The 26,984-nt window shown below is 29.9% G+C and carries 29 protein-coding genes; 9 read left to right on the forward strand and 20 right to left on the reverse strand.

What is annotated here, in order from left to right; translation table 11 throughout:
• The first annotated feature begins 113 nt into the window (after window positions 1-113).
• Window positions 114-1,253, forward strand: coding sequence for a geranylgeranyl reductase family protein (locus RRF68_RS05550; protein WP_218771131.1), 1,140 nt, complete (start codon window positions 114-116; stop codon window positions 1,251-1,253).
• 70 nt (window positions 1,254-1,323) lie between these two features.
• On the opposite strand, the gene RRF68_RS05555 is transcribed toward RRF68_RS05550, so the two are convergent.
• The 4 genes from RRF68_RS05555 to RRF68_RS05570 are packed head-to-tail and all read right to left on the reverse strand — an operon-like array spanning window position 1,324 to window position 4,249.
• Entirely contained in the window at window positions 1,324-2,952 is a 1,629-nt protein-coding gene (locus RRF68_RS05555) for an ABC transporter substrate-binding protein (protein WP_370624097.1), read from the reverse strand.
• Window positions 2,915-3,427 (reverse strand): DUF4442 domain-containing protein, encoded by a 513-nt coding sequence (locus RRF68_RS05560; protein ID WP_315945257.1) that lies wholly within the window; start codon window positions 3,425-3,427, stop codon window positions 2,915-2,917. The genes RRF68_RS05555 and RRF68_RS05560 overlap by 38 nt, the downstream gene beginning before the upstream one ends.
• Before the next feature lie 10 nt (window positions 3,428-3,437).
• On the reverse strand, window positions 3,438-3,755 hold the full coding sequence (locus tag RRF68_RS05565) for an antibiotic biosynthesis monooxygenase (RefSeq protein ID WP_315945258.1): 318 nt from the start codon (window positions 3,753-3,755) through the stop codon (window positions 3,438-3,440).
• Window positions 3,752-4,249 (reverse strand): GNAT family N-acetyltransferase, encoded by a 498-nt coding sequence (locus RRF68_RS05570; protein ID WP_315945259.1) that lies wholly within the window; start codon window positions 4,247-4,249, stop codon window positions 3,752-3,754. Before RRF68_RS05570 ends, RRF68_RS05565 begins: the two co-directional genes overlap by 4 nt.
• A gap of 127 nt (window positions 4,250-4,376) precedes the next feature.
• Between RRF68_RS05570 and mtaB the strand changes: the two genes are divergently transcribed.
• From mtaB to RRF68_RS05595, 5 genes are read left to right on the forward strand one after another with little or no spacing between them, the layout of a single operon-like run.
• Window positions 4,377-5,711: a tRNA (N(6)-L-threonylcarbamoyladenosine(37)-C(2))-methylthiotransferase MtaB gene (mtaB, locus tag RRF68_RS05575; protein WP_315945260.1), complete on the forward strand. Its 1,335-nt coding sequence runs from the start codon at window positions 4,377-4,379 to the stop codon at window positions 5,709-5,711.
• A 38-nt stretch (window positions 5,712-5,749) separates the two neighbouring features.
• Entirely contained in the window at window positions 5,750-6,271 is a 522-nt protein-coding gene (locus RRF68_RS05580; RefSeq protein WP_315945261.1) for a DUF6438 domain-containing protein, read from the forward strand.
• Entirely contained in the window at window positions 6,271-6,936 is a 666-nt protein-coding gene (locus RRF68_RS05585) for an alpha/beta hydrolase (RefSeq protein WP_315945262.1), read from the forward strand. The genes RRF68_RS05580 and RRF68_RS05585 overlap by 1 nt, the downstream gene beginning before the upstream one ends.
• A 37-nt stretch (window positions 6,937-6,973) precedes the next feature.
• Entirely contained in the window at window positions 6,974-7,873 is a 900-nt protein-coding gene (locus tag RRF68_RS05590) for a lytic transglycosylase domain-containing protein (RefSeq protein ID WP_315945263.1), read from the forward strand.
• Between the two features lie 3 nt (window positions 7,874-7,876).
• On the forward strand, window positions 7,877-8,089 hold the full coding sequence (locus RRF68_RS05595) for a hypothetical protein (RefSeq protein WP_315945264.1): 213 nt from the start codon (window positions 7,877-7,879) through the stop codon (window positions 8,087-8,089).
• A 5-nt stretch (window positions 8,090-8,094) separates the two neighbouring features.
• On the opposite strand, the gene RRF68_RS05600 is transcribed toward RRF68_RS05595, so the two are convergent.
• The 4 genes from RRF68_RS05600 to RRF68_RS05615 form a co-directional block, all read right to left on the reverse strand.
• Window positions 8,095-8,295: a YwbE family protein gene (locus RRF68_RS05600; protein WP_218771140.1), complete on the reverse strand. Its 201-nt coding sequence runs from the start codon at window positions 8,293-8,295 to the stop codon at window positions 8,095-8,097.
• Between the two features lie 85 nt (window positions 8,296-8,380).
• The gene (locus RRF68_RS05605; protein ID WP_218771141.1) at window positions 8,381-8,572 is read right to left on the reverse strand and encodes a cold-shock protein; all 192 of its coding nucleotides are present in this window, start codon (window positions 8,570-8,572) and stop codon (window positions 8,381-8,383) included.
• A gap of 195 nt (window positions 8,573-8,767) precedes the next feature.
• Window positions 8,768-8,959, reverse strand: a complete 192-nt coding sequence (locus RRF68_RS05610; RefSeq protein WP_218771142.1) for a cold-shock protein — start codon at window positions 8,957-8,959, stop codon at window positions 8,768-8,770.
• Window positions 8,960-9,202: 243 nt separating this feature from the next.
• Window positions 9,203-9,394 carry a cold-shock protein gene (locus RRF68_RS05615; RefSeq protein WP_218771143.1) on the reverse strand — a complete coding sequence of 64 codons (192 nt, stop codon included), beginning with the start codon at window positions 9,392-9,394 and terminating at the stop codon, window positions 9,203-9,205.
• Window positions 9,395-9,567: 173 nt separating this feature from the next.
• Between RRF68_RS05615 and RRF68_RS05620 the strand changes: the two genes are divergently transcribed.
• Window positions 9,568-10,143, forward strand: a complete 576-nt coding sequence (locus RRF68_RS05620; protein WP_315945265.1) for an XRE family transcriptional regulator — start codon at window positions 9,568-9,570, stop codon at window positions 10,141-10,143.
• A gap of 5 nt (window positions 10,144-10,148) precedes the next feature.
• On the opposite strand, the gene RRF68_RS05625 is transcribed toward RRF68_RS05620, so the two are convergent.
• The 10 genes from RRF68_RS05625 to nadC all read right to left on the reverse strand — a co-directional run bounded on the left by RRF68_RS05625 (window position 10,149) and on the right by nadC (window position 23,452).
• Window positions 10,149-10,832, reverse strand: a complete 684-nt coding sequence (locus RRF68_RS05625) for a phosphonatase-like hydrolase (RefSeq protein ID WP_315945266.1) — start codon at window positions 10,830-10,832, stop codon at window positions 10,149-10,151.
• 5 nt (window positions 10,833-10,837) lie between these two features.
• Window positions 10,838-11,995: a TIGR03364 family FAD-dependent oxidoreductase gene (locus tag RRF68_RS05630; RefSeq protein ID WP_315945267.1), complete on the reverse strand. Its 1,158-nt coding sequence runs from the start codon at window positions 11,993-11,995 to the stop codon at window positions 10,838-10,840.
• Entirely contained in the window at window positions 11,985-13,247 is a 1,263-nt protein-coding gene (locus RRF68_RS05635) for a DUF5690 family protein (protein WP_315945268.1), read from the reverse strand. The genes RRF68_RS05630 and RRF68_RS05635 overlap by 11 nt, the downstream gene beginning before the upstream one ends.
• Window positions 13,248-13,317: 70 nt before the next feature.
• Window positions 13,318-16,170: a TonB-dependent receptor gene (locus RRF68_RS05640; protein WP_315945269.1), complete on the reverse strand. Its 2,853-nt coding sequence runs from the start codon at window positions 16,168-16,170 to the stop codon at window positions 13,318-13,320.
• A 188-nt stretch (window positions 16,171-16,358) separates the two neighbouring features.
• Window positions 16,359-17,027, reverse strand: coding sequence for a GTP cyclohydrolase I FolE (folE, locus tag RRF68_RS05645; RefSeq protein WP_255554347.1), 669 nt, complete (start codon window positions 17,025-17,027; stop codon window positions 16,359-16,361).
• A gap of 68 nt (window positions 17,028-17,095) precedes the next feature.
• Complete coding sequence (gene hisS, locus RRF68_RS05650; RefSeq protein WP_315945270.1) at window positions 17,096-18,460, reverse strand: histidine--tRNA ligase; 1,365 nt, start codon at window positions 18,458-18,460, stop codon at window positions 17,096-17,098.
• Between the two features lie 158 nt (window positions 18,461-18,618).
• Window positions 18,619-19,452, reverse strand: coding sequence for a YihY/virulence factor BrkB family protein (locus RRF68_RS05655; protein ID WP_315945271.1), 834 nt, complete (start codon window positions 19,450-19,452; stop codon window positions 18,619-18,621).
• 266 nt (window positions 19,453-19,718) lie between these two features.
• Entirely contained in the window at window positions 19,719-20,288 is a 570-nt protein-coding gene (locus RRF68_RS05660; RefSeq protein WP_218771152.1) for a pentapeptide repeat-containing protein, read from the reverse strand.
• Between the two features lie 182 nt (window positions 20,289-20,470).
• The gene (locus tag RRF68_RS05665; RefSeq protein WP_315945272.1) at window positions 20,471-22,576 is read right to left on the reverse strand and encodes a M3 family metallopeptidase; all 2,106 of its coding nucleotides are present in this window, start codon (window positions 22,574-22,576) and stop codon (window positions 20,471-20,473) included.
• A gap of 15 nt (window positions 22,577-22,591) precedes the next feature.
• Entirely contained in the window at window positions 22,592-23,452 is an 861-nt protein-coding gene (nadC, locus tag RRF68_RS05670) for a carboxylating nicotinate-nucleotide diphosphorylase (RefSeq protein ID WP_218771154.1), read from the reverse strand.
• Between the two features lie 61 nt (window positions 23,453-23,513).
• Between nadC and rlmH the strand changes: the two genes are divergently transcribed.
• The gene (gene rlmH / locus RRF68_RS05675; protein ID WP_218771155.1) at window positions 23,514-23,987 is read left to right on the forward strand and encodes a 23S rRNA (pseudouridine(1915)-N(3))-methyltransferase RlmH; all 474 of its coding nucleotides are present in this window, start codon (window positions 23,514-23,516) and stop codon (window positions 23,985-23,987) included.
• Here the strand turns inward: rlmH and RRF68_RS05680 are convergent.
• Entirely contained in the window at window positions 23,959-24,783 is an 825-nt protein-coding gene (locus RRF68_RS05680) for a helix-turn-helix transcriptional regulator (RefSeq protein WP_315945273.1), read from the reverse strand. The two genes, rlmH and RRF68_RS05680, sit on opposite strands and share 29 nt — an antisense overlap.
• Before the next feature lie 372 nt (window positions 24,784-25,155).
• Here RRF68_RS05680 and RRF68_RS05685 point away from each other — a divergent pair, with 372 nt between their 5' ends.
• Complete coding sequence (locus tag RRF68_RS05685) at window positions 25,156-25,998, forward strand: hypothetical protein (protein WP_315945274.1); 843 nt, start codon at window positions 25,156-25,158, stop codon at window positions 25,996-25,998.
• A gap of 77 nt (window positions 25,999-26,075) precedes the next feature.
• On the opposite strand, the gene RRF68_RS05690 is transcribed toward RRF68_RS05685, so the two are convergent.
• A complete protein-coding gene (locus tag RRF68_RS05690; RefSeq protein WP_275315208.1) occupies window positions 26,076-26,837 on the reverse strand; it encodes a helix-turn-helix domain-containing protein in 762 nt (253 codons plus the stop codon).
• Window positions 26,838-26,984: the final 147 nt, after the last annotated feature.

The raw sequence follows: 26,984 nt of genomic DNA on the forward strand, positions 1-26,984 counted from the left end.
AAATGCTTTTTTTCCAATAGCAAATAATTCGTTTTCAACTATTAAAAAACCCTTTCCTAACACTTCTTATAAATTGGAAGTAATACGTATATTGCGTTTTAAAAAAACAACTTATGCAACATTTTGATGTAGCTATTATTGGTAGTGGTCCTTCTGGGGCTTCAACTGCTTTTCATTTAGCTAAAAAAGGAATTTCAACTGTTATAATAGAGAAAGAAACATTACCTCGCTATAAAACTTGTGGTGGTGGATTTGTTTTTAGAGGCCGTAAAGATTTACCTTTTGATATCTCTTCTGTTGTTGAGCGTGAATTTAACACGATCGATATATATTTAGGTGAAAAACTACATTTTAAAACACAAAGAGAAGACCCTACAGTTACTATGATTATGAGAGATTCTTTCGATCATTTAATCGTAGAAAAAGCGAAGGAGCTTGGTGTTACTTTATTAGAGAATCATAAGTTAAATAAATTACATTTTTCTGATGATAAAATCACTTTAGAAACATCTCAAGGAGAACTTTCTGCTAAATTTATAATTGCTGCAGACGGTGCTTTAAGTCCTACCGCAAAAATGGCTGGATGGAAAGAAGATACTCGAAAATTAATACCCGCTTTAGAATATGAAGTAGAGGTTTCTGACGACGATTTTAATCGCTTAAAAGACGAAGTTCGTTTTGATATTGATGCTATACCTTACGGTTACGCGTGGAGTTTCCCTAAGAAAAATCATTTATCAATAGGAGTTGCATCTGCAAGAAGAACAAAAATAAATTTAAAGAAATTTTACCAAGAGTATATGGAAACACTTGGTATTACTAATGTAATTAATGAATCTCAACACGGATTCCAAATTCCTGTGGCACCAAGAACTGATGGATTTGTGAAAAACAACGTGTTTTTAATTGGAGATGCTGCTGGTTTTGCAGATCCTGTTACTGCTGAAGGTATTTCAAATGCTATTTATAGCGGTAAATTAGCTGCTGAAGCAATAAGTGAAAGCAACTTAAATGAGAAACTTGCAGAGGAATTATACCTTGCTAAAATAAGTGAAAAACTACTACCAGAACTTAATACTGGTTTATGGCTTTCTAAGTGGTTTTATGAGCAAAAAACGATCCGTAATCTTTTATTAAAAAAATATGGGCAACGTTTTAGCGAAGCAATGGCAGACGTTTTTCATGGAAAACGCTCTTACCCAAAAGACATTAAACAGACTATAAAAAACAAAATAAAATCGTTGGTTTCTTAATCGAAGATTTATAGAAAAAAAGACACCGTTTAGATTATATAAACGGTGTCTTTTCATTTTATAACTGATTTTACTCTTTACGTACTCTTTTTAAATTTAGTAAATCAACCGGATTTATACCCAATCCTTGAATATTTTTTTGACTAAAACGAATTACTTCATCATAATATAACGGAACAATCGGAGCTTCTTCTATAATAATACTATCCATTTGTTGATACAATTTGTAACGCTTTTTAACATCGATTTCCTTTATTGATTTCTCATACAAATTATCAAATTTCTCATTCTTAAAATGCGTGTAATTTGGTCCGTTGGGCGTAAAATTTTTACTATAAAATAACGATACGTAGTTTTCTGCGTCTGGATAATCAGCAATCCAACTTGCTCTAAAAACAGGTAGTTTTCCACTTGACTTTCCTTGTCGTAAGGTTGAAGGCGGAATTACATCTACTTTAGTTTGCAAGCCTATATTTTGTAATTCACGCTGAATAAATTCACATAAGTCTAAATAATTACCATTCGTAGTAATCGTAATTTCTGGATTTATATTTCCTGTCACCTTTATGTATTCAGAAACCAACGCAGCCGCTTTTTCTGGCTGATAAGAATATCCTTTTTGGTTATTAAACGACGGCAATCCTTTTGGTATAAATCCACTTGTGGCAGGTGTACCAATTCCGTTTCGCAAGAATTTAATCATTTTTACACGATCAAATCCATAATTTATAGCTTGCCTTATTAATTTTGATTTTGTTGGTTCTTCATTTTCACCATCTAAATAAATCCCTAAATATTCAGTGTTCAAATATGCGCCTGTTTCCATCTTAATCTCACTTACATATTTCTCTTTTAAAGTTCCGTCTGTATTTAAAATATCATCTTTATAAGAAGCGTCAAGACTTTTCATAAAGTCGAGATTTCCTTGTATAAATTGTAAAAATTCACTCTGCTTATCAGGTAAAAAAGTAATTGCAACAGCTTCTAAATAAGGCAATGAATTCCCTGTTATATCTTTTTCATAAAACATCTTGTTTTTACGTAATACTAATTTTGTGTTTTCTACCCATAATTTAAATTTAAAAGGACCTGTACCAATCGGATTTGCTCTAAAAGAGTTGCCAAAATAAGTTACCGCTTCTTTCGGAACTACCGAACAATATTTCATAGCCAACAACCCTAAAAAAGGTGGAAATGGCTGTTTTAAATTGATTGTAAAAAGCGAATCGTTTTCAGCCTTAAAATTTGCTACGTTTTGTAAAACCCAACCTCCTGGAGAGGCAACATTTTTATCTAATAACCTACTAAATGAATATTCAAAATCATTGGCAGTAACATTTCTCGTTGAATCTTTTCCGAACAATGAGTGTTTATGAAAATTCACATCTTTTCGTAGGTTGAACTTATATTTTTTTCCGTCTTCAGAAAGCGTCCAATTTTTAGCGATGTCGGGTTGTACATGTAAACTATCATCTAACTGCACCAAACCATTAAATAACTGATTTACCGCCCAAATATTTCGTTGATCTTTTGCAAAAGCAGGATCCAGCGAAGTAATATTCGAATGTTCATTATAACGAAAAACCTGAGTTTCAGAAAAAGAACTAGTCTCTTTAGCACAAGAATAAAAACCGATAAAAAGAAGTACTAAAACAAAAAACTTACTTGTTCTTCCTTTTATTTTTATAATATGATTTATCTGCAATGTATATGATTTTAGAAACTTCAGCATATATCGTTGAAGCATCTTTATTTGTTATTTTAATATCTTTTTGTAAATCTATTTCTTGCGCATCTTTTAGTCGTTCTTTTATTTGCTGAACCTCCTCTTCAGAAAAAATAAAATCAGCATACGAATTTGATTTTGCAGGTCTTTTAAACTTAATATTGGCACTTTTATCCCAAACTACATAATCGTTGCCTAGAATATTCATTAGCTGAATCATAAAAACAGGGTCTGTTGCCGAAAATAAACTTCCTCCGAAAATAGATCCTACATAGTTTTTGTTTTTATAACTAATAGGAATTTTAACTTTTACATTATACAAATCGTCAGATACTTCAATAATTTTACCTGTAGATCTACGATACATTGGTGAAATATTAAATCCGTATTTAAAAATAGTACTTTGTTTTAAAAAAGTACTTAAAACCTTAGATATTGTTGCGTACATTTAATTACTCTTATTTTTCAAACCCATATTCACGCTCTACTTTACAAATTCGGAGTTGGTATTTTGTGTACCATTTTTCTCTTCCTTTTTCTCGAGCTTCTATGTGTAATAAATTATTTTTCCATTGTGTAATTGCCTCTAAACTTCGCCAATATGAAACTGTAATTCCAACTTCCGAGCGGGCTGACTCAATTCCTAAATAACCTTCTTGTTTTTTTGCTAACTCTTCCATTCTGTTGTTCATGTCTTCATATCCTTCTTGACCATCAGACAATATAGTTGTAAAAATAACCGCGTAATATGGCGGAGTTAATGAATCTTCAATCATAAAATTAATTCGTATTTTGTTTCTGGCAAGCCAATATCTTCACTTATAAACTTTTTTACTTCGGTAAAATTAAATCGTTTTAATATTTTAGCTGAAGCTATATTCTCATCAACTACATAACCTACAATTTTTTTCATTCCTACAAATCTACAATAAGAAATTAGTCCTTTGCAAATTTCAGTTGCATATCCTTTACCCCAATATTCTTGAATAAATCGATATCCTATTTCATCATCTACATTGTCTTTTACCAAAGCAACAGTTCCTATAAACTTCTTATCAACTTTTCGTTCTATCGCATAAATCCAAAAATCATTTTTAGGCTTATCATACCTATTCATCAAATCTTTAAGCTCTATTTCACACGCAACAATTGTTTTAATATCACCTGTTGCATATTGTAAAACTTCGGGATTACTTTCTAACTTAAAAAAAGGTTTTAAGTCAGTTAAAAGAAGTTTTCTAATGCGTAATCTTTCGGTTTCAAAAATCATGAATAAATTGTAATTTTGCAGTTGATAAATACTGTATAAAACAGATTTATAAAAATACACCATACGAACTTCTAAAAAATTAAAGACTTACACAAGCCTTTTGTTTTTTATTAAGGATATTAAAAGAATGAACGTAGATAAAAAAGTAGCTTTTTACACTTTAGGATGTAAATTAAATTTTTCTGAAACTTCAACAATTGCTAGAAATTTTACTTCTGAAGGTTTTGAACGTGTTGAGTTTGATGAAAAAGCAGCTATATATGTAATTAATACATGTTCGGTTACTGATAATGCTGATAAACGTTTTAAATCGATTGTAAAGTCAGCTTTAAAACAAAACGAGGATGCTTTTATAATTGGTGTAGGTTGCTATGCGCAATTAAAACCTGAAGAATTAGCCAATGTTAATGGGGTAGATTTAGTTTTAGGTGCTACCGAAAAATTTAACGTTACTAGTTACATCAATGATTTAACTAAAAATGATATTGGCGAAGTACATTCGTGCGAAATTGAAGAAGCCGATTCTTATGTTGGCGCCTATTCTATTGGCGATCGTACCCGTGCTTTTTTAAAAGTACAAGATGGTTGTGATTATAAATGTACGTATTGTACAATTCCGTTAGCACGAGGCATTTCTAGATCTGATACTTTAGAGAACGTTTTAAAAAATGCCAAAGAAATATCAGAAAGAGGAATTAAAGAGATCGTTTTAACAGGTGTAAATATTGGTGATTACGGTAAAGGTGAGTTTGGTAACAAAAAACACGAACATACTTTCTTAGAATTGGTTAAAGAATTAGATAAAGTTGATGGTATTCACCGTTTGCGAATATCGTCTATCGAACCAAATTTATTAAAAGATGAAACGATTGATTTTGTTTCTAAATCTAACAATTTTGTTCCGCATTTTCACATTCCGTTGCAATCTGGTTCTGATGAATTGTTAAAAAAAATGAAGCGTCGTTATTTAACGCAAACCTATACAAATAGAGTTACTAGAATAAAAGAAGTAATGCCAAACGCTTGTATTGGTGTAGATGTTATTGTTGGTTTTCCTGGAGAAACAGATGAATTATTTTTAGAAACCTACAACTATTTAAACGAAATGGATATTTCGTATTTACATGTATTTACCTATTCTGAAAGACCAAATACAGAAGCTGTTAATATGGATGGCGTAGTTGCCAAAAATGTACGTGCAAAACGAAGTAAAATGTTACGTGGCTTATCTGTTAAAAAACGTAGGGCTTTTTATGAAACTCAAATCGGAAATACATTAACGGTGCTTTTTGAAAGTGAAAATAAAGAAGGCTATATTCACGGTTTTACACAGAATTATGTAAAAGTAAAAACACCTTGGAATCCGGAGTTGGTAAACACACTACATACTGTTTCCTTAACCGAAATTGACGAGGATGGTTTAGTTCGTTTTAACTTTGTTAAAAACGAAGTTATTGCTTAAATTGTGAATAGTTTTTTATCTACTTTAAAATAAAAATTATGAAATTCGCACTAGTATTACTTTTCGCTTTAACTATTATAACTTGTAGCGTTCCTAAAAAGGAATTAAAAAAAGATTCTAAACCTATCGAGAAAGAAATAATCGTAGAAAAAACAATTGATAAAACTAAAAAACTAGAAAGCGAACCAATTAAAGAGAACAATCTTGTAAATATTCGAAAAACGCCTTGTTTTGGAGATTGTGCCGTTTACAATGTTACTATTGATAAAAAAGGTAATGTTACCTTTAACGGAATCGAATATGTGCTTGAAAAAGGAATTCATACCTTTAAACTTTCTGATAAAGATTTTAAAAAACTTAATGATATGTTTACTACAAATGGTTTTAATTCGTTTAAAACTGTTTACGACAACACAAACATATCTGATTTACCAAGCACATTTATAACACATAATAACAAACAAATAAAAATTCGTTTGTGGAAAGATATTCCTGATGAATTAATTAATATTCACGAGTATATTGAAGAACTTTTACTGGATAAGAACCTTATTGAATAATGGTAAAAACTCATGTGTATTTTGTGCCGGGTTTAGCTGCAAACACTAAAATATTTGAGCATATTTCTTTGCCTAGAAAAAACGCTCAGCTTCATTTTATAGACTGGTTATTGCCTACATCAATAAATGAAAGCATTGAAGAGTATGCTGCACGAATGTGCGAAATTATTAAACACGAAAACCCGATATTGGTTGGTGTTTCTTTTGGAGGAATAATGGTACAAGAAATGAGTAAAATTATTCCTTGTAAAAAAGTAATTATTATTTCTAGTATCAAAAGTAATAAAGAACTTCCTATGCGTTTAAAATTAGCGCAAATAACAGGAGCATATAAACTTTTCCCTTCAAAAATAATAGCGAATATCGAAAGTTACGAACATTATTTCTTTAACGATTATTTAAAAAAAAGAGCGGAATTGTATAAAGTATATTTATCGATAAGAGATAAAAAATATTTACAATGGTCTATATACAACGTGTTGTATTGGCAACAAAAAGAACCATTGAAAAATATAATTCACATACATGGCAATGATGATGAAGTTTTTACTGCAAAACATATAAAAAATTATATCAAAATAGAAAAAGGGACTCATATTATGATTTTAAATAAAGCAAAAACTATTTCTAAAATCTTAGAAAAGGAATGCTTTTTGATGGATTAAAGATGGTAATAAGTTCTAATAAAAAAATTAAAAGAAAATGAATAAATCCGTGCGTTTTTTATCAATACTAACAGTTGTGTTTGTTGCTATTTTATTTACAAATACAATAAGCCAATCTAACGAACCTGTCATTAAGAATGTAGCAGAAAGCTATCAAATTAAAGCTGTAAAACTCCCTAAAAACATGGAGTTAGCTGGTGAACGTGTGCCTTTAGAAAAAGCAGACATTAAAGAACGTATGGATCGTGAGTTACTTGTAAACACTTATTGGCAATCAAACGGATTACTATTAATAAAACGTGCCAACAAATACTTTCCAATTCTAGAACCTTTATTAGCTAAACATGGTTTACCTGATGATTTTAAATTTTTAGCTTTGGCCGAAAGTGCATTTATTGATGAAACTTCTTCTGTAGGCGCTGCCGGAATGTGGCATTTTATGAAAAGTACTGGTCGTGAGTACGGTTTAGAGATTAACGATAATGTAGATGAACGCTATAATATAGAAAAATCGACTGAAGTAGCTGCTGAATACTTAAAGAAAGCATATAGCCGTTTTAATTCTTGGACACTTGCTGCTGCTGCATACAATGCTGGTAATTATGGTGTAGGAAGAAGATTGGAAACTCAAGGTGTAACTAGCTACTACGACGTTTTATTACCTGATGAAACAGAACGTTATGTATTTAGAATCTTAGCGTTAAAAGAAATAATTTCGAATCCTGAGAAATATGGTTTTGAATTTGATAAAGAAGATTTATATACTTTACCATCTGCATACACAGTTAAAGTAGACACCGCTATTACAAACATAGCTTTATTTGCTAAAAAGTACGGTACCACCTATAAAGATCTTAAACTACACAACTCTTGGTTAAGAGAAAATAAACTAAATAATAAAAGTCGTAAACTATACGAAATTAAAATTCCCAACTAACAAATGAAAAAAGTACTTCCTTTTATATATATTGTAATTGGGCTATTTATTTTAATAGTCACTTTCTCTCAGTTTTTTAAAGATCAAGAAAGTTATCGGGTCCTTTTAAGTTTCAGAACCGAAAATAAGTATATATTCTTACTTGTAAGAGTTTTATTTGCAAGTTGGTTTTTAATAGACGGAATAAAGAGGTTGAAACAAAGCAAAGAAGATTAGAGTATCTAATCTTCTTTTATGTTTTTTACCCTTCCTACAATTCCAGATTCTAATTGCACTTTAATTCCATGAGGATGATTAGCTGAGTTTGTTAAAATTCTACTTACAATACCTATCGTTAACTCGCCCGATCTTTGATGACTTTTTTGAACAACCTCAACCTCTATACCAATACGAATGTGATTTCTATTTCTACCGTCTTTCATTTAAAATATTTTTCATTAAAATAAAAAAGCCTATCAATTAATTGATAGGCTTTCTTTAAAAAGTTTACTCTGGTAATAATATATATTATAATACTCTTACATTTACAGCGTTTAATCCTTTTTTTCCATCTTGTAAGTCAAACTCAACCTCATCGTTTTCACGAATTTCATCGATTAATCCTGAAACATGTACAAAATGCTCTTTGTTGTTTCCTTCTTCTGTGATAAATCCAAATCCTTTTGATTCGTTGAAGAATTTTACGGTACCTTTATTCATAATAAAAAATTAATTTGTCGTTAACTTAAGTGCTAACAACGTTTATTGTTTTGCAAAGATAATGCCATTTTTTTTAAATACACCTAAATAATTGATTTTATTACAATTATCTTAAAAATAAATATTAAAAATAAAAAAGCCTATCAATTAATTGATAGACTTTCTTTAAAAAGTTTACTCTGGTAATAATATATATTATAATACTCTTACGTCTACAGCGTTTAATCCTTTTTTTCCTTCTTGTAATTCAAATTCAACTTCGTCGTTTTCACGAATTTCATCGATTAATCCAGAAACATGTACAAAATGTTCTTTGTTTGATCCTTCTTCTGTGATAAATCCAAATCCTTTTGATTCGTTGAAGAATTTTACGGTACCTTTACTCATAATAAAAAATTAATTTGTTGTTTGCTTAAGTGCTAACAACGTTTATTGTATTGCAAATGTAATGCCAAATATTTTAAATACACCTAAATAATTGATTTTATTACAATTAAAAAAATAATTCTTGAAAATTTCATGTAACAAACACGCATTACTATAAAAGTTTAAAACATTTTTTAACACAAAAAAACCTATCAATAATTGATAGGCTTTTTATTAAAAAGTTTACTCTGGTAATAATATATATTATAATACTCTTACGTTTACAGCGTTTAATCCTTTTCTTCCATCTTGTAATTCGAATTCAACTTCGTCGTTTTCACGAACTTCGTCAATTAATCCTGATACATGTACAAAATGCTCTTTGTTGTTTCCTTCTTCTGTGATAAATCCGAATCCTTTTGATTCGTTGAAGAATTTTACGATACCTTTATTCATTATAAAAAATTATGTGTCGCTAACTTAAGTGCTAGCTAAGTTTATTAAAGCCGCAAATTTAACACCAAAAATATTAATATCAGCTTTAAAAAAAAATTTTTATTTATTTATTTTCAAAACTCAAAAGAAACCATACATTTTGTATATTTTTATATTGTTAAACTTATTTATGGATGAATAATTTTTTAATAGGAATTGGTAAGCGAATCAAAATTATCAGAAAAAAACAGAAATTAACTATTAGCGAAGTTGCTTCAAATGCAGGCGTATCTAATGGCTTAATTTCTAGAATAGAGAATGGTAGAACAATGCCTTCATTACCTGTTTTATTAGAACTAATAGCGGCTTTAAAAATTGATCCAAGTAATTTTTTTAAGGATATAGAAAATGCTCAAACCAAAAAATATATTCATATATCAAAAGAAGAACAACAATTAATAGAGAAGGAAGTAGATGCTGAAGGTTTCACGTACCATCATATATTTAATAAAAGTTTATCTGCTATAGGTTTTGAAGCTGTTATCTTAAACATAAGTCCTAATTCAAAAAGAGAAAAAGTAGTTACTGATGCTTGGGAATTTAAGTATATTATTAGCGGTAGTTGTACTTATTATATTGGCGAAGATAAAATTATTGTAAATAAAGGGGATTCGTTGTATTTTAATGGAAAAATACCTCACGTACCATTTAATCATACAGCACAAGATTGCACAATGCTTGTGCTGTATTTTTTTATTGATGCTGGTTAAATTTCTTATAAAACATCTTTTAGATTTACCAACGATTCTAAAATATAGGTTGGTTGTGGTTTTTCTAATTGTGTTTTTGTTTGTGCACCAGACAAAACACCCACAGTAATTCCGCAGCCTGCATTTTTTCCTTCTTCAATATCAATAGCAGAATCACCTGCTTTTAAAACTTTTGATGCATCTGTTACATTTAATAAGTCCATTGCTTGAAATATCATATCTGGATGCGGACGTCCTTTTACAACATCACTTGCTGTAATTAAAGCGTCATAATGTGTTTTTTCATTCCACTGTAACTTATCTAATAATAAAGTCGCTGTTTTTCTATCATAGCCAGTATTTAGAACTACTTTTATACCATCGGCACGCAAATCTAACAAAACATTTTCAACCCCTTTAATAGGTTTTACTGCTAAATTAATATAAGCTGTATCTAATAAACTTTTAAAATTTTCGAAAATAATTTGAGATTCTTTTAATTTATCAGACTTTAAATGTGTTAAAACATCTTTAATTGCTTTGTGCTTTTCTTTTCCTGCACCATATTCTAAAACAGTTTCTAAAGAAACTTCAACATTAAAATTTTGTATTGCTTTATGTAATGTTTTATAAACTACGTTTTGCTCATCTACTGTTGTTCCTGCCATATCAAAAACAACCATTTCTATTTCTCTCTTTGTTTCGCTCATCATCATTATTTATTAAATATTTTATTGATATTTTCTTTTGAAAACCCTGCACTTCCCGTCATTCCTTTTCCACCGATACCCGTTACAACATGAACATTATCACTTACGGCATATTCAAAAACATCTTTTTCTTTACATTGACTGTAAAAACCTGCCCATTTATACTGAATATCATAAGTTGGTAGCTCTATTATTTTTTTAGCTTCTGTAATCATATAATTGTCAATATCTTCATTTAAGTCAAAACCCAAATCATCGCTATTTTTTGCAGTGGCATATTCATGCGAATCACCCAAAATTATCGAACCATCCGTAGCTTGTTTAAATAAAATATGAACACCATATTTTTTCTGAAAACTATTAGGATCTTCTTTTCCTTTTATCTCATTCCATGAAGCACATTCTTCAAAAGCCTCGTACCTTCGGATTGTAGAACCTGTTAAAATAGAACCATCTAAAGTGAAATTTTTTTGAGGTTTGGTTTGCATCATTTGCAACTTAGAAACCACTAAATCACTATTATTATATATTGATGGATATAAAGTTTTAAAATCAACTCCGTTACAAATAATAACTTTTGATGCTTTAAATACCGCATCGATTGAAGATGTTACCACTACTTCATTATTTATTTCTGCTGTATTAATTACACTTGTGTTGTAATGAATATCAATATTTTTTTCTGCGGATAGAAAAGAATGTAAACGATGAATCATCGTTTTTGGTTCTACGGTTACCTCCTCTGGAAAAAACAATCCTGCTTTACAATAATCAGTACGTAACCCTGCGTATTTATCTAAACATTGTGCTTTTGTTAATAAATTTGAAGTATAATTATTGTTTTTATTAATTTGATGCAATTCTTCAATTAACTGAACTTCTTCATTATTAGAAGCTAAATAAACTGTACCATTTTGACGAACTGTTACATCAAACTGACTTTGAATTTCTTTATAAATAGACAAGCTTTCTCTTCCATAATTTTGCCATTTTTGATTCATTCCTGAAGGCACTACTTGTCCGAAATTGCGAACCGTAGCTCCTTGTGGTTTGTTATCTCTTTCTAAAATAGCTACTGATAATCCTTTTTTTGCTGCGTGATAAGCGTGAAAAGTTCCTAAAACTCCACCTCCAACAACGATTAAATCATACTTATTGTTCATATACTAATTCTTTTAATTGTACTGGTTTTTTGTACTTATTCTTAAAAAACTGAAAACTATAAATTGTTATTACTAATCCTATAAATGCTAAAAAATATAATGCTTGTGTAAAAAATGAAAGCCAAGAGATATCTCCTTTTCCAAAATTCTTATAAAGAAGAATCAAAATACTTCCTAAATATCCGAAGGCATCGGCTATGTAAATTAAGAAACCTACGTTTCCGTTAATTTTAAAAGTCGCAATCATTCTATCAAAGAAAATTCCGTTAAAAGGTACGTAACAACTGTATAATCCTATTCCTGAAACTACCATCCAAACCAATGGCGTAATAACTTGTTGTTGATATAAATATGTTGATACCAAAATTGAAATACATCCAATAATCAACACATAATGGTAATACATAAAAGCTTTATAATTTTTAGTAATACTACCTATCATCCCTAAAACAACTAATACAATAATAGCTATTGGTATTTCAGAAATACTATAAATAGAGGCATCTGTATACCCTAAAGAATCCCATATTTCTCTAGCAAAATTGTCTCTAAAATCTCTAATTGATGTTAATAGCATAAAGAAAAATACTATTAAAGTTAAAGGCAGTGCGTATTTTTTAAATAACAGCTTTCTTTCTTGTTTATTTAAAGGCTTTCTTACGGCTCTTAATAGTTTATCTTCTGTCGTTGGCGGTGGTAATTTCTCTAACAACCACGCAAAAAACAATAATGGAAGTATAAAAAATAGTCCTGTAATAAAGGGCATCCAATATTCATCAAAATGAAACTTATCTAATACCATTTTACCTATTGTTTTAACAGCTCCTGAGGAAACTATAAAACTAGAGGATAAGATTACTCCTAATAATTCGGTAGCTTTTCTTCCTTCTAGATAAGAAAATACAATTCCCCAAATCATTCCTAAGGGTAATCCGTTTAAAAATAAAAAGAGAATATTATAAGGTGCTGGAGTAACTGCAAAACCCAACAACGCTAATTCTGCTGAAAAAATAAAACCAACCAAATAAAGCATTCTTGTATGCGATTTCATTTCTGAAATTACTTTTATACCTACAAATTTTGATAACGTATAGCCAACCACTTGAGCTACTATTAATAAAATTTTATAATCTATGCCCCAAAAAGCTAAGTTTTCAAATGTGGCTACAGTAAAAGGCTTTCTAAAAGCGTACATACAAAAATAAGTACCAAATGCAGCAATAGAAGCTTGTAATAAAAAACGTAAACGCATGAGTTCTTTTTTTGACAGAAATTAGCTCTCAATTTCTCGAGAGCCTACTTCCGCGTTTAATTCAAAATACTTAAAGACTAAATTTAATACCAATGTTTCCTTTAACTCCGTAATATTCTACTTGTTTTGGGCGGTCTTGGCTTTTACCGTAATGATAAATCAGGGGATTATTTAAAATATTATTGAAATCAGTATAGATTGTCCATTTTTTCCCTATTTGATAAGATGCTGAAAAATCTAACGTATTATATTTTCCGTAATACACATCATCAATATCTCTTTCTCCGTAAGCAATGGCATATTTTCCTTTATGATTAAAAGCTATCCTTGTATTAAATCCGCCTTTTTCAAAAAATAATTGTGCATTAAACAAACTTCCCGCTTGATAAGCCATCGCTACTTTTCTACCACTTGCTTTTGTCATTTCAGAATCCATAAACGTAGCGTTTAATTGTGTTCCAAAATATTTAAAAAATCCTGGTAAGAAATCAAAACGTCTGTTAATTCCTAACTCTACACCACCAATCCATGATGTTGCTCCTCCGTTTACAGGGGTACTGAATTCAACACCTTCTTTACCGTTGTAAGTTCCTTGATAGGTATCATTATAAATAATATCTGTAATCGATTTATAAAAAACACCTGCGTTTACAACACCTACATTTTGGAAATAATATTCTCCTAATAAATCAAAATTCCATGAAAACGTTGGATTTAAATCAGGATTACCTCCTTTAAATTCGTTATCAAAAGATATAAAAGTTCCTGATGGAGAAATGTCTCCAAAATTAGGTCTTGAAAAACTTCTTGTTGCGGCAAAACGGATATTTAAATCTCTTTTAGGAGAATACTTAACGTGTAACATTGGTAATACTGCCCAATAATTTTTATTTTTTATCGACTTTGTTAAAACATCATTTTCAACAACATATCCTGATACTTTTGTTTCGGTTTTCGTAGCTCTTAATCCTCCTAAAATAGTCCACTTTTCAGAAGCTTTTAAAGTTCCCATACCGTAAAATGATAAATGAGTTTCATCAACATCAAAATTTCTTCCTAATCCACTATTATATTGTAAAGCTGATGAATCATCTTCTAAAACACTTAAATTTTCTTTGTTTGATGTCCAAAAATGATTCATTCCTTCGGTAGATAAAACAGGCCCAAAAGTTGATTGAATATTAGATCCCATTTCATTTAAATAATCTGCACGACCTGGTTGCTGAATAACATATTGAGAATAATCTGATAACGTTGGAGTTTCTCCTGCACCATTCCATCCGTAGTATAAATCTTCAAAAGTTGCTCTACGATCTTTATCTCTATATTTTGTTCCTACTTTAATTTTTAAGTTATCATTAATCGTATGTTCATAGTTTAATGAGGCTACTATATTATCTCTTTCTTTTATTGATATTTTATATAATTCTAAATCTGAGAATTTCATTTGTGTTGCATCCATCTTAAATTTATCATCGCTAAAAAAACCAAATAAAGCATCGGTATCATTATAATCTAATTTTCCGCCATCTGCTTTCCAATAAGCTCTATCATCTCCAGCTCCGCCACTTATTTTTGGTCTGTTATCTAAATAATCTGCATTAACACCAATACCATCTTGTTTAAACTTTACAACAAAATAGCTTTTATCTTGTGCTGTCGGAGTATTCCCATATTTAAATTCATTAGCATAAGAAGCAATACTCCAATCGAATTTTCCATTTTCAGTAAGATGTCTTCCTCCTATTTCTTTTCCAAAAAGCTCTGTAATTAATTCGTTATGTATATTTTGTAACTCTACTCTTGTGGTACTTGTTCCTGAATCGAATTTATCAAAACGAATTCTATGTTTATAATGCTCTTCAATATCCGATAATGTTCCATAAACTCCTCTAAAATAAATTTTATGAGCAGGTGTAAAATTATATTCCATCGCAGCGTTTAATCCCATGGTAACTCTTACACCGTTATAATCTCTTAATTCCATTCTAAAAACACCTTCGTCTCCTTTTCTACGTGCTTCAAAATTATCAGTACCCCAACTTCTATTCCAATACGAACCGTTTACGATATACCCGAATTTACCGTCTTTACTTTTGTTACCAATGGTTAAAGAAGCATTGTAAATTGGGTTACCAGATTTTTCATTAAAACCACCACCTATATTTACATTTAAAAGTTGTTTGCTTGGTGCTGTTTGTGTAATAAAATTTACACCACCACCGATTCCGTCTGATTCCATATCAGGCGTGTATGCTTTTGCTGCTTGTACGTATGAAATTAATTCTGATGGAAAAAAATCAAAAGCTGTTGCACGTGAAGTCGTTTCTTCTTCTGCAGTTGGGATTCTATTTCCGTTAATGGTAGTCGATGTCCAAAACGGAGGCAATCCCCTTACGGATACAAAACGTCCTTCACCTTGATCTCTTTCAATAGATAATCCTTGAATACGTTGTACTGTTTCCGCTGCATTACGATCGGGTAATTTACCAATACCATCAGAAGCAATCACATTCATTATACTCATTGATCTTTTTTGAATACTTAAAGCTTTCGCTTCACTATTTCTTCTTGATCCTCCATTAATTACAACTTCTTCTAATGCATTCGAAGAAGGTAACAATGCAATTACTCCTATATTTTTACTAGCACTACCAACAATAGAAACATCTACTATTTTTGTTTGAAAACCGATATAAGAGATCTCTAATACTACATTTCCTTGTTCAACTTTATTTATCACAAAATTTCCATCAAAATCAGTGTATACACCTTTTGTTGTTCCTGCTACTGAAATACTTGCTCCTGGTAACGGAAAATTACCATCAGTTATAATCCCTGTAATAACAGTTTCTTGTGAAAAAACAGCATTACTAATAAAGAGAATTAGTATCGTATTCAATAAAATTTTAAAATTATTCATTTGTTTAGTTTTACAATAATTAAATTACATGACGCAAATCACGTTATTTTTTTACTATTTGTAAACTTTTGAATATTAAGAAAACTTTTTGATAATGCTATTTTAGTGTAATAAAATTGTTAAGCAATAAAAAAACCTTAACTAAATAGTTAAGGTTTTTTTGCTTTTTGATTAAAATAATAATAAAATTAATCGAATTTTGTATCCATTTTAACGTAATCTAAAAACTCACGTTTTGTTTCTTTATTTTTAAATTTACCGCCAAATTCGGCCGTAACAGTACTACTTTCTATATCTTTTATACCTCTAGAGTTAACACATAAATGTTTTGCATCAATAATACAAGCTACATCTTGTGTTCCTAAAGCTTCTTGCATTGCCTGAACTATTTGCATTGTTAAACGCTCTTGTACTTGTGGTCGTTTTGAGAAATACTCTACAATACGATTCATTTTAGATAGTCCAATTACTTTTCCATCAGAAATATAAGCAACATGTGCGCGACCAATTATTGGTAGTAAATGATGCTCGCAGGTAGAATATACAACGATATTCTTTTCTACCAACATTTCACCGTAATTGTAATTATTATCAAACGTAGATGCTTTTGGCATATTTGCAGGATTTAAGCCCATAAATATTTCATTTACAAATGCTTTTGCTACACGCTTTGGTGTACCTTGCATACTATCGTCTGTTAAATCCATTCCTAAAGTGATTAAAATATCTTTAACACTTTCTTGAATTTTTTCTATTTTTTCTTCATCAGAAATATCAAAAGCATCCGCACGTATTGGTGATTCTGCCGATGTACTTATGTGATTCTCTCCTATCTCTTCTATTCTCTCGTCATTCATTTTGTTGCTACTCACTTCAAACATTTCTTTCAATTATTAGGGCGCAAATTTACAAATTAGTTGTTAATTTACTGTACTTTACTTATCAATTCATCTAAAGAACAAGTAGTTTGCTCTCCGTTTACCATATCTTTTAAAACAAACATATCGTTTTTAATAGTAGTTACCACATATTGTATGTCTCTACTACCAACGTATTTCCATTGTTTTTTCTCTTGTTTATTGCTTGTCGCGGTATCAGGGTACAACTCTGATTTTATGTTATGCGCTCTTAATTTCTTAATAGCTTTTATCTTCGATAGATTTTCTGCTTCATCAAAATTTAAAAATAACACTCTTGGTTTTGGCAACTCAACCTCTTCAAATAAATTTAATTCTTCCATTACCAAGTAAATTCTGTCTAACCCGAAAGAAATACCTACGCCACTTACATCCTTTAATCCGAAGATTCCTGTTAAATCGTCATAACGACCTCCGCCACCGATAGACCCCATTTTTACACCTTCTGGTGGTGCTACTTCATAAATGGCACCTGTGTAATAATTTAATCCGCGAGCTAAAGTTACATCTAACGTTAACGAAGCAGACGCCAACCCTATTTCTTCTATCATCTCTACAACAGTACGTAATTCTTGTACACCTGCCAATCCTTCATCTGAAGCTTGTAACATTTCTTGCAAAGACGCTAACTTATCTTGATTAGTTCCTGAAAAATTAAATAACGGATCTACTTTTACAATAGCATCTTCAGGAATTCCTTTTTCAAGCATTTCTTTTACAACTCCTTCTTTACCAATTTTATCTAACTTATCTAAAGCAACCGTAAAATCGATTAATTTATCTTTTGCGCCAATTACCTCAGCAATACCAGATAATATTTTTCGGTTATTGATTTTTATAGTCGCACCGTTTAAACCTAACTTACTAAAAACAGTATCATATAACTGTACAAATTCTACTTCTTGCAATAATGATTTACTTCCTACTACATCCGCATCACATTGATAAAACTCTCTGAAACGTCCTTTTTGCGGACGATCTGCTCTCCAAACTGGTTGAATTTGGTATCTTTTAAAAGGAAACGTAATATCGTTTTGGTGCTGTACCACGTAACGTGCAAACGGCACTGTTAAGTCGTAACGCAAAGCTTTTTCAGATATTTTTGAAGTCGTTTTAAGACTGTTTTTTTCTGTTAATAAAGCTTCGTCTACTTTTTTTAAATAATCTCCAGAATTTAAAATCTTAAAAATTAAACGATCTCCTTCTTCTCCATACTTTCCCATTAAGGTTGATGAGTTTTCGAAACTTGGTGTTTCGATAGGCTGGAATCCGAAATTCTCAAACGCGTGTTTGATCGTATTAAATATGTAATTTCTTTTTGCTACTTCACTTGATGAAAAATCTCTGGTTCCCTTTGGGATTGATGGTTTCATAGTTAATTATGAATTGTGGATTATAAATCGTGAGTTTTTCTCAAAACTTAAAATCTGTAATTTTTAAACGTTTGTATTCTGTTATTTAAAAGTAAGTTTTCACAAGAGTAAAATACTTAATCTAACTTAGTTGACAAATATCTGAATTTATAGGCGAATTATAAAGTTTTATTTACGCGTTTTAATCGATAAATAGCTGCGTTTAATTCAAACCCTAAAAGCAGTATAATTGCGTTTAACCACACAAACAACATTAAGATTAACAATGTACCAATAGAACCATAAAGTTGGTTATATGTTGCGAATTTTACCACATAAATTCCGAATAAATAAAAAGAAAATAAAGATAACACTGTGGTTAAAATTGCTCCTGGCGAAAAGAACCTCACTTCCCTTCCTTGTTTGGTTCCGAAACGAAAGAGTAACGAAACAATTGTAAAAATCATTATTAAGAATAATAAACCTCTACCCCAATAAAAAAAATCTAAATCACTAGTTTCTAACCATCCTATTTCATTGATTCTAGACAATGCTAGTTGGTAAAAAATAATAGCAACTACCGTTATTATCAAGAAAAAAGACATCAATAACGAAACACCTAGCGATACAATATAGGCTACAAAAACACTTCTAAATTCTGTTACATGGTATGAATATTCGAATCCGCCAAAAATGGCATTTACTCCGTTTGTCATTAAAAAAATTGACGCTAAGAATCCAAATGATAATAAACCACCATACTGGTTGTTAATAATATCTTTTAATACCAAATCTACAGCCTCAAAGGTTTCTGGAGGCAGCATTTCTTGAATTAACCAAAAGAGATTGTCCTGAAACCCATCAATAGGTATGTAAGGTATTAACGACAAGATAAATAGCATAAAAGGAAAAATTGCCATAAAAAAACTAAAAGCAATACCACCAGCTCTAGTAGTTAAAGCACCTTTTACAATACCAATAACATACATTTCTAGCAAGTCATATAAAGACATTCCTTCTAACCCTGGTATTTTAATTTTTTTCCAAAAACTACTAACAAGTTTAATACTGGTACTTTTTCTAAATTATCTTCTATTTGTTTTGTCATTTATTAAGTTTCGAAGATTTTAAAGTTCTTTTATTAATTACTATTCCGCTTTAAACTTTGGTAAAAGCATGCATTATTTACTTTAATAGTTAATATGTCTCTCTCGGTTTACCTCAAAAGCACATTAAAAAATAAAGAGTAGTCTTAACCTGAATCAAGTTCTCACTAAAACTATTCAATAACAATATTATGTTTTTGTAACAATCCTATAACATTCTCTTTTGAAAACTTTGCTTTTTTAAGCTTATTATTATCAGGATCAATACTAAAATTAAAGGCGGTTTTAAAATCTACCTTTTCTAATATTGAGCGATCAAATATGGCACTTTTTAAATCGCACGTATCAAAAAATGAATTTGTAAGATCTGTTTCTGTAAAATCAACCTCTTGCAAATTACAATTTACAAATTTTGTGTTTGGTATTTTTAACTTATAAAATGATGAGAAATTTAATTGACAGTCTTTAAAACTAAACTGCAATAAAAACGAATCACATTCATTAAATTTTACACCAATCATTTTACATTTTACAAAAGACGCTTCCTTAAAAGCGCTATTTGTTACAATGGTATTACTAAAATTACAATCGATAAATTCACATTCTACAAATTGGATATTTGACGCATGTACGTTTTCGAAACTACAGTTCTCGAACGTACAATTATCGTATTCCCCCTTTTTGATTTTTGTTTCGTTAAAATCAATTTTTGTAAATGTTTCGCTATCGAAGTAATCGTTCATTTTAAAATAACCTTAGGGTGTTTATGAGCACTAAAACATCTCGATACAAATTTATTCGTTCCTCTTAATTTACTCGATGTGACAACCTCACAATTGTAAGTATCATTTTTTTTTTAACACTGAGTAAAAATCTCTGCAAAAAATCATTCATTACCTAAGATTTACTCGATGTGACAACCAAACTATTGTAACCCTCTAGCCTGTAACATTGGAGCCGCTTTTGGATCTCTTCCTGCAAAAGTATTATACATTTTAGCGTAATCCATCGTGTTTCCTTTTGATAAAACTTGCTCGCGGAATTTCTGTCCGTTTTCACGCGTTAACAATCCGTTATCCTTAAACCAATCATAAGCATCGTGACTTAACATCTCTGTCCATAAATACGAATAATAACCAGCTGCGTAGCCACCGCTAAAAACATGTGCAAAATATGTAGAACGATATCTTGGCGGAACTTCTGCTATTTTTAATTTCATCTTTTTTAAGGCATCTTCTTCAAAATTAGCAACATCCTCTATCTTTTCATCAGCAGAAACAGTATGCCAATTCATATCTAAACTAGAAGAACATAAGTTTTCTATCATCGAATATCCTTGATTAAAAGTTCCGGCATCTTTAATTTTCTTTAATAAATCAGCAGGTATTACTTCTCCTGTTTTATAATGCACCGCATAATTATTTAATACTTCTGGATGTGTTGACCAGTTTTCGTTAAACTGAGATGGGAACTCAACAAAATCTCTCGCTGTACTTGTTCCTGAAATTGATGCATATTGTTGATTACCGAATAAACCGTGTAATGCATGTCCGAATTCATGAAACATAGTTTCAACTTCACCAAAACTAATTAAAGCCGGTTCACCTGCTGCTGGCTTTGGCGAATTACATACATTATATATTACTGGTTTTTGATTGCGTAACTTAGATTGTTTTACGAAAGCACTCATCCAAGCGCCACCACGTTTACTATCTCTCGCAAAGAAATCTCCATAATATAATCCTAACTTAGATCCATCTTCTTCAAACAACTCATACACCACAACATCTGGATGGTAAACCGGAATATCGGTGCGTTTTTTAAATGTAATTCCGTATAACTTAGTAGCTGCATAAAAAACACCTTTCTCTAATACATTTGTTACTTCAAAATAAGGCTTTACCTCCTCTTCATTAAGATTATATTTAGATTTACGCACTTTTTCAGCGTAATGATTCCAATCGTAAGCCGCTAATTTAAAATCGTTTCCTTCTTTTTTAATTTCAGCCTGAATTTCTTTAGTTTCTGAAGCAACTTTATCTAAAGCACCCGGAATTAATCCGCTAAACATTTTAAAAACCTCGTCTGGTGTTCCTGCCATTGTTCCCTGTAAACTCCAACTTGCATAGTTTTTAAAACCTAAAATCTGCGCTTTGTTTGCTCGTAAAGCAACCATTTTTTTAACCAACTCACTTGTATCGTATTCACCAGCATCTGATCTATGAATAGATTTTTCGAACAACTCTTTACGAACTTCTCTGTTTTCTAAAGTTTGTAATGATGGTTGTTGACTTGTATTAATTAACTGAATTTCATATTTACCGTCTTTATTTAACGACTTAATTTTTTCTTCAGAAAATCCTTTTAACTTTTCTTTATCAGTAATAACAACACCTCCTTTTTTACTTGCATCTAATAATTTTTTACCAAAATCATTTGCCAAGCTTGCTATTTCTGAGTTAATTTCTTTTAACTTCTCTTTTTTATCTTCTGATAAATCAGCTCCTGCTTTAGAAAAATTCTTATAATATTCTTTTACCAAATGTTTAGATTCAGCATCTAATTGTAAACTATCTACATTATTATAAACAGTTTTAATTTTAGCAAATAATGCGGTATTTAGTAAAATATCATCATTGTGTTTAGAAAATTTTGGCGCTAACTCTTTCTGAATCTCTTTAATTGTATCGTTTGTATTAGCTCCTGCTAATCCATAAAAAACAGCGGTAACTCCATCTAAAGTTTTACTACTTTCTTCTAAACTTAAAATAGTATTTTTAAAAGTTGCTGTCTCTGTATTTTCAACAATTTCTTTAATTGTTTCATTTTGCAATTTCATACCTTCTAAAATAGCTGGCATAAAATGTTCATTTTTTATCTTCGTAAAATCTGGCGCACCATAATCTAATGTGCTTTTAACTAATAACGGATTTTCTACAGCCATATTCGTTTTTGTTTCTTTTTTAGCTTCTTTAGTATTACATGAAATTGCCAATACTAAGGTTGCTAGTATAATTATATGTTTTTTCATTTTGATAAAATTAAATTAATCAACTGCTTTTAAACTTAAATCTAAATTATAAACCGAATGTGTTAAGGCGCCTGATGATATAAAATCTACACCACACTCAGCATACTCACGAATTGTTTCTTCATTAATTCCGCCAGAAGATTCTGTTAAGCAAGTATTACCTATTAAGGCAACCGCTTTACGAGTATCTTCATAATTAAAATTATCTATTAAAATACGATACACTCCTTCGTTCGATAAAATCTCTTTAATTTCTTCTAAACTACGCGCTTCTACTATAATTTTAATATCTAAACCTTTCTCTGCTAAATATTTTTTTGTTTTAGTAATTGCTGGTGTAATTCCGCCTGCAAAATCGATATGATTGTCTTTTATCATTACCATATCATACAATGCAAATCTGTGATTTTCTCCACCACCAATTTTAACTGCCCATTTTTCTATAGCACGAATACCTGGCGTTGTTTTACGAGTGTCTAAAACTTTTGTTTTTGTTCCTTCTAATAAATTAGCAAAAAACTTCGTTTTCGTTGCAATGGCACTCATACGTTGCATTGCATTTAACACCAAACGTTCTGCCATTAAAATAGATTGTGATTTTCCTGACACATAAAAAACAACATCCCCGTATTTTACTTCATCTCCGTCGTTAATTAATGTTTCTATTTGCAAATCAGCATCAACATAATTAAAAACCATTTTGGCAAATTCTACTCCAGCTATAATTCCGTCATCTTTAACCAATAATTTTGCTTTACCAGTAGCGTCCGAAGGAATACAAGAAAGTGATGTATGATCTCCATCGCCAATATCTTCGCGAATAGCATTAACAATAATTAAATCTAGTTCTTTATTAAATTGTTCTTTTGATATCATGTTTTCAATAATTCTGACGTAAAAATACTAATTCGTAGTGCATAATTCATAATTTTACAGCATGAAAATAAAACTAATAGCCATTGGTAAAACTGATGATAAAAATTTGATTCAGTTGATTGATAATTATCAAAACAGATTAAAACATTATGTTAAGTTTGAATTAGAGGTTATACCTGACATTAAAAATGTTAAGAATCTTAGTGAATCTCAACAAAAAGAAAAAGAAGGTGAATTAATTTTGGCTAAACTTCAAAACACCGATCAACTTGTTTTATTAGATGATAAAGGAAAACATTTTACATCTATTGAATTCTCTCAATATTTACAAAAAAAGATGAATTCAGGTATTAAACAATTAGTTTTAGTAATTGGTGGGCCTTACGGATTTTCGGATGCGGTATACAAAAAAGCAAACGGGAAGTTATCTTTATCTAAAATGACCTTCTCGCATCAAATGATACGTTTATTTATTGTGGAACAAGTTTATCGTGGCTTTACTATTCTTAAGAATGAACCCTATCATCATGAGTAATTGATTTTTCAATTTTGTTATATGTATTAAATAAAAATATTATATCAAGAGTTAATAAAGGAATTATTATAAACAAAGAAATTGGAGATAGTATGATTGTTACCAACATACATCCGTTTACAATTTTTACAATACCCGTAATTTGAGCTAATGAGCCTAAATTTTCTTTTAACTTTAAAACACCTAACCCCATAGTTAATTCTCCTGCTCCAAAAACTAACATTAACAAAACACTTAAAACAATATCTAAACTATTTAACAACCCAGGTGACGTTGTAAAAAAGGTGATTATAAGCATAACAATGCTTGTAACGATATAAACTTTAACCGCGATAATTAAAAAACTATTATTTAATTTTTTTGCTATTATTTGGTACCCTTTCAAAAAGTAAATTAATATTATAAAAAATGGGATTGCATAAAGTATTCTTAAAAAAAATATCTTCCCTTGCTTTACATGGTTAGCTACAAAATACGTTTCAAGAATTAATCCTATTAGAGTAATAACTAAGTAAAGAATTGCAAAAACTCTGCTATGCTTTAATATCTTTAATTCATCATTAGTCCATTCATTTTGTTTTTTTTTAGAAGGATTCTTTTTTTCTATTTCTTTTAAATCCTCACCTAAAACTTCTAAAATAATTTTAACCGTATAACTTCTAGGATTTACTTCTCCTGCTTCAATTCGCTGAATTGTTCTTACATTAATATTACATTGTTCTACTAACTCTTCTTGTGTTAATCTTTTTTCTTTTCTTAATTGAAAAATATACTTTCCTAATTCAGGTTGCTTCATAATATAAATATTTTTATCTATCATACAATGTTAACTTCTATTTTAATTTACACTAATTATTTTTATTGAATTTAACCCGACATTTACACGACAAATCATACATAACAATGCTTTTATGTCATTTTTTTGCAATTTACATTTTAATTACATCTCTTGATATTAATTACACTATCTAAAATGAATTATTAACCTAATGTTAAACAGATTTACAGAGGCTTTACGATTCTTAAGAATGAACCTTACCATCATGAGTAATTAAGCTACTTTTTCGGGCCCATAAAGTTCTTAAAAAAACAACTATTTTTTTATTTAAATTTTTGTAGTTTTGTCGCCCCAAAAAAGTGTATTAAATATTACAATAAATAAATCAAAATGAAAACATTAAAATTTTTATTAACCGCTGTTTTTTTCATCTTTTTCGTTAGTTTACAACAAGTAAATGCTCAAAACGAAATTAAATTATTAAAATCACAAGTAGAAGACAAAAAAGATCAAATTGACGCTAACGAAGAAGTTTTAGTTAGTGGTGTTAGAGCTTTAAAACGTGTAACTGCTAATTTAGAAGACTTCAAGAAAGGTAAAAACACTACTAAAGAAGAAATTAAAAGAAAAGAAAAGATTGTTTCAAGCATGCAAAGTAGATTAACTAGGTTAAATGCTCAAATCGACATGCAAAAAGATGATTTAGCTGCTATTGAAAGAAAACTAGAAAGAAAAACTAGAAAGAGCTCTCCGAAAGTAGCTAAGGTAGTTACTGAAAAAACCGTTGTAAATAACAGTGTAAACAACACAGTAAGCGAATTAGCTTTACGTAAAAAACAATTAGAAGACGCTCGTTTAAAGTTAGAAAATGATCGTAAAGCAAAAGAAATTGCTTATTTAAAACAACAAGAATCGTTACGTTTAGAGGCTGAAAAATTAAAACAATTAGACAACCAAATTAAGGCTGAAGAAAAATCTATCGTTAAAGAAAAAAGTACTTTAATTAGTGATTTTGAAGATGATATTAGTATTAATGAAGAAATTTTAACAAGCGGAAAAGAAGGTTTAGCTAGAATGAATGCTAAATTAGAAAAAGCTAAAAAAGACCCATCTACTTCTAATGAGAGTATTTCTCGTAAAGAAGCTATTATAGTTAAAATTAAAGATCGTTTAATTAAAATACAAGAAGAAATTAATGCTAAGAAATTAGAGCTAAATAAATTAAAAGGTTAAGAACTCTTAATTATTCCTTTAAAAAAGCCGAAATTTAGAAACATCTAAATTTCGGCTTTTTTATTATACTTAATTTATTATTTTTTTACCAATCTATAAATAACAATTATCTCTAAAATGGTTGTTGGTATTAGTAAAAAAGCGCCCACACCCGCTAAAAATAATGTAACCAAACAAACACCTAGTATTATCTCTAAAACTCCATTAACCTGAATTAAAGTACCTAATTTAGTTTTTAACTTCAGTAAGCTAGCTCCAAATATTATTTGAATTATTCCAAAAACTAACAACTCAACAACAGTTATTGTAACTATTAATCCATCAGAAAAATATATTAAAAAAATATCATACAACTCTGCTAAAACGTATGCTAACATAAAAATGTAAACAATAATTTCTAATAACTTATATGAATATAATTTTGCTATTTTTAAAAACCCCCTAAAAAATATTACAAATGTTATTGATGAAATTATTTTAATACTTGTATATGTTACTACACCAGTATAAATTTCGCCTTCAATATAACTATACAGGTCTATAGTTGTTTCAATAAAACCAAACACAAGATATATAATTCCAAAAATCCAAGCTGTGTTTAACACCTTTCTGTCATACTCGTTAATTTCTATATCATTTGTAAAACTACTTATATCAAAATCTGCTTCTAACGCCTCTAAAATTGTTTTAATAGTAAAACTTCTCGGAGAGGTTTCTCCGGCTTCTATTCTTTGAATCGTACGCACATTGATATTACATTTTTCTACTAGCTCTTCTTGAGTTAAACCTTTTTGTTTTCTTAATTCAGAAATTTTCTTTCCTAATGCTGGCTGTTTCATAATAAGTAAATTTTTATTTTCCATACAATCTTACTTTAGCTTTTCTTTTTTATGAAACATTTTAATTGATTTTAACCCGACATTTACACGACGTTCCTTTATTAACAACACCTACAGAGATTTGTTATTTTGATAAAAATAAAAATA

The organism is Tenacibaculum sp. HL-MS23 (assembly GCF_032463465.1).
GTDB classification, from domain to species: Bacteria; Bacteroidota; Bacteroidia; order Flavobacteriales; family Flavobacteriaceae; genus Polaribacter; species Polaribacter bernardetii.

Bases quoted from the DNA above. Each gene is read 5' to 3' on its own strand.
- RRF68_RS05550 (WP_218771131.1), top strand. From the start codon at position 114: ATGCAACATTTTGATGTAGCTATTATTGGTAGTGGTCCTTCTGGGGCT.
- RRF68_RS05560 (WP_315945257.1), bottom strand. From the start codon at position 3,427: ATGTACGCAACAATATCTAAGGTTTTAAGTACTTTTTTAAAACAAAGT.
- RRF68_RS05565 (WP_315945258.1), bottom strand. From the start codon at position 3,755: ATGATTGAAGATTCATTAACTCCGCCATATTACGCGGTTATTTTTACA.
- RRF68_RS05570 (WP_315945259.1), bottom strand. From the start codon at position 4,249: ATGATTTTTGAAACCGAAAGATTACGCATTAGAAAACTTCTTTTAACT.
- mtaB (WP_315945260.1), top strand. From the start codon at position 4,377: ATGAACGTAGATAAAAAAGTAGCTTTTTACACTTTAGGATGTAAATTA.
- RRF68_RS05580 (WP_315945261.1), top strand. From the start codon at position 5,750: ATGAAATTCGCACTAGTATTACTTTTCGCTTTAACTATTATAACTTGT.
- RRF68_RS05585 (WP_315945262.1), top strand. From the start codon at position 6,271: ATGGTAAAAACTCATGTGTATTTTGTGCCGGGTTTAGCTGCAAACACT.
- RRF68_RS05590 (WP_315945263.1), top strand. From the start codon at position 6,974: ATGAATAAATCCGTGCGTTTTTTATCAATACTAACAGTTGTGTTTGTT.
- RRF68_RS05595 (WP_315945264.1), top strand. From the start codon at position 7,877: ATGAAAAAAGTACTTCCTTTTATATATATTGTAATTGGGCTATTTATT.
- RRF68_RS05600 (WP_218771140.1), bottom strand. From the start codon at position 8,295: ATGAAAGACGGTAGAAATAGAAATCACATTCGTATTGGTATAGAGGTT.
- RRF68_RS05605 (WP_218771141.1), bottom strand. From the start codon at position 8,572: ATGAATAAAGGTACCGTAAAATTCTTCAACGAATCAAAAGGATTTGGA.
- RRF68_RS05610 (WP_218771142.1), bottom strand. From the start codon at position 8,959: ATGAGTAAAGGTACCGTAAAATTCTTCAACGAATCAAAAGGATTTGGA.
- RRF68_RS05615 (WP_218771143.1), bottom strand. From the start codon at position 9,394: ATGAATAAAGGTATCGTAAAATTCTTCAACGAATCAAAAGGATTCGGA.
- RRF68_RS05620 (WP_315945265.1), top strand. From the start codon at position 9,568: ATGAATAATTTTTTAATAGGAATTGGTAAGCGAATCAAAATTATCAGA.
- RRF68_RS05625 (WP_315945266.1), bottom strand. From the start codon at position 10,832: ATGAGCGAAACAAAGAGAGAAATAGAAATGGTTGTTTTTGATATGGCA.
- RRF68_RS05630 (WP_315945267.1), bottom strand. From the start codon at position 11,995: ATGAACAATAAGTATGATTTAATCGTTGTTGGAGGTGGAGTTTTAGGA.
- RRF68_RS05635 (WP_315945268.1), bottom strand. From the start codon at position 13,247: ATGCGTTTACGTTTTTTATTACAAGCTTCTATTGCTGCATTTGGTACT.
- RRF68_RS05640 (WP_315945269.1), bottom strand. From the start codon at position 16,170: ATGAATAATTTTAAAATTTTATTGAATACGATACTAATTCTCTTTATT.
- folE (WP_255554347.1), bottom strand. From the start codon at position 17,027: ATGAATGACGAGAGAATAGAAGAGATAGGAGAGAATCACATAAGTACA.
- hisS (WP_315945270.1), bottom strand. From the start codon at position 18,460: ATGAAACCATCAATCCCAAAGGGAACCAGAGATTTTTCATCAAGTGAA.
- RRF68_RS05655 (WP_315945271.1), bottom strand. From the start codon at position 19,452: ATGTCTTTATATGACTTGCTAGAAATGTATGTTATTGGTATTGTAAAA.
- RRF68_RS05660 (WP_218771152.1), bottom strand. From the start codon at position 20,288: ATGAACGATTACTTCGATAGCGAAACATTTACAAAAATTGATTTTAAC.
- RRF68_RS05665 (WP_315945272.1), bottom strand. From the start codon at position 22,576: ATGAAAAAACATATAATTATACTAGCAACCTTAGTATTGGCAATTTCA.
- nadC (WP_218771154.1), bottom strand. From the start codon at position 23,452: ATGATATCAAAAGAACAATTTAATAAAGAACTAGATTTAATTATTGTT.
- rlmH (WP_218771155.1), top strand. From the start codon at position 23,514: ATGAAAATAAAACTAATAGCCATTGGTAAAACTGATGATAAAAATTTG.
- RRF68_RS05680 (WP_315945273.1), bottom strand. From the start codon at position 24,783: ATGAAGCAACCTGAATTAGGAAAGTATATTTTTCAATTAAGAAAAGAA.
- RRF68_RS05685 (WP_315945274.1), top strand. From the start codon at position 25,156: ATGAAAACATTAAAATTTTTATTAACCGCTGTTTTTTTCATCTTTTTC.
- RRF68_RS05690 (WP_275315208.1), bottom strand. From the start codon at position 26,837: ATGAAACAGCCAGCATTAGGAAAGAAAATTTCTGAATTAAGAAAACAA.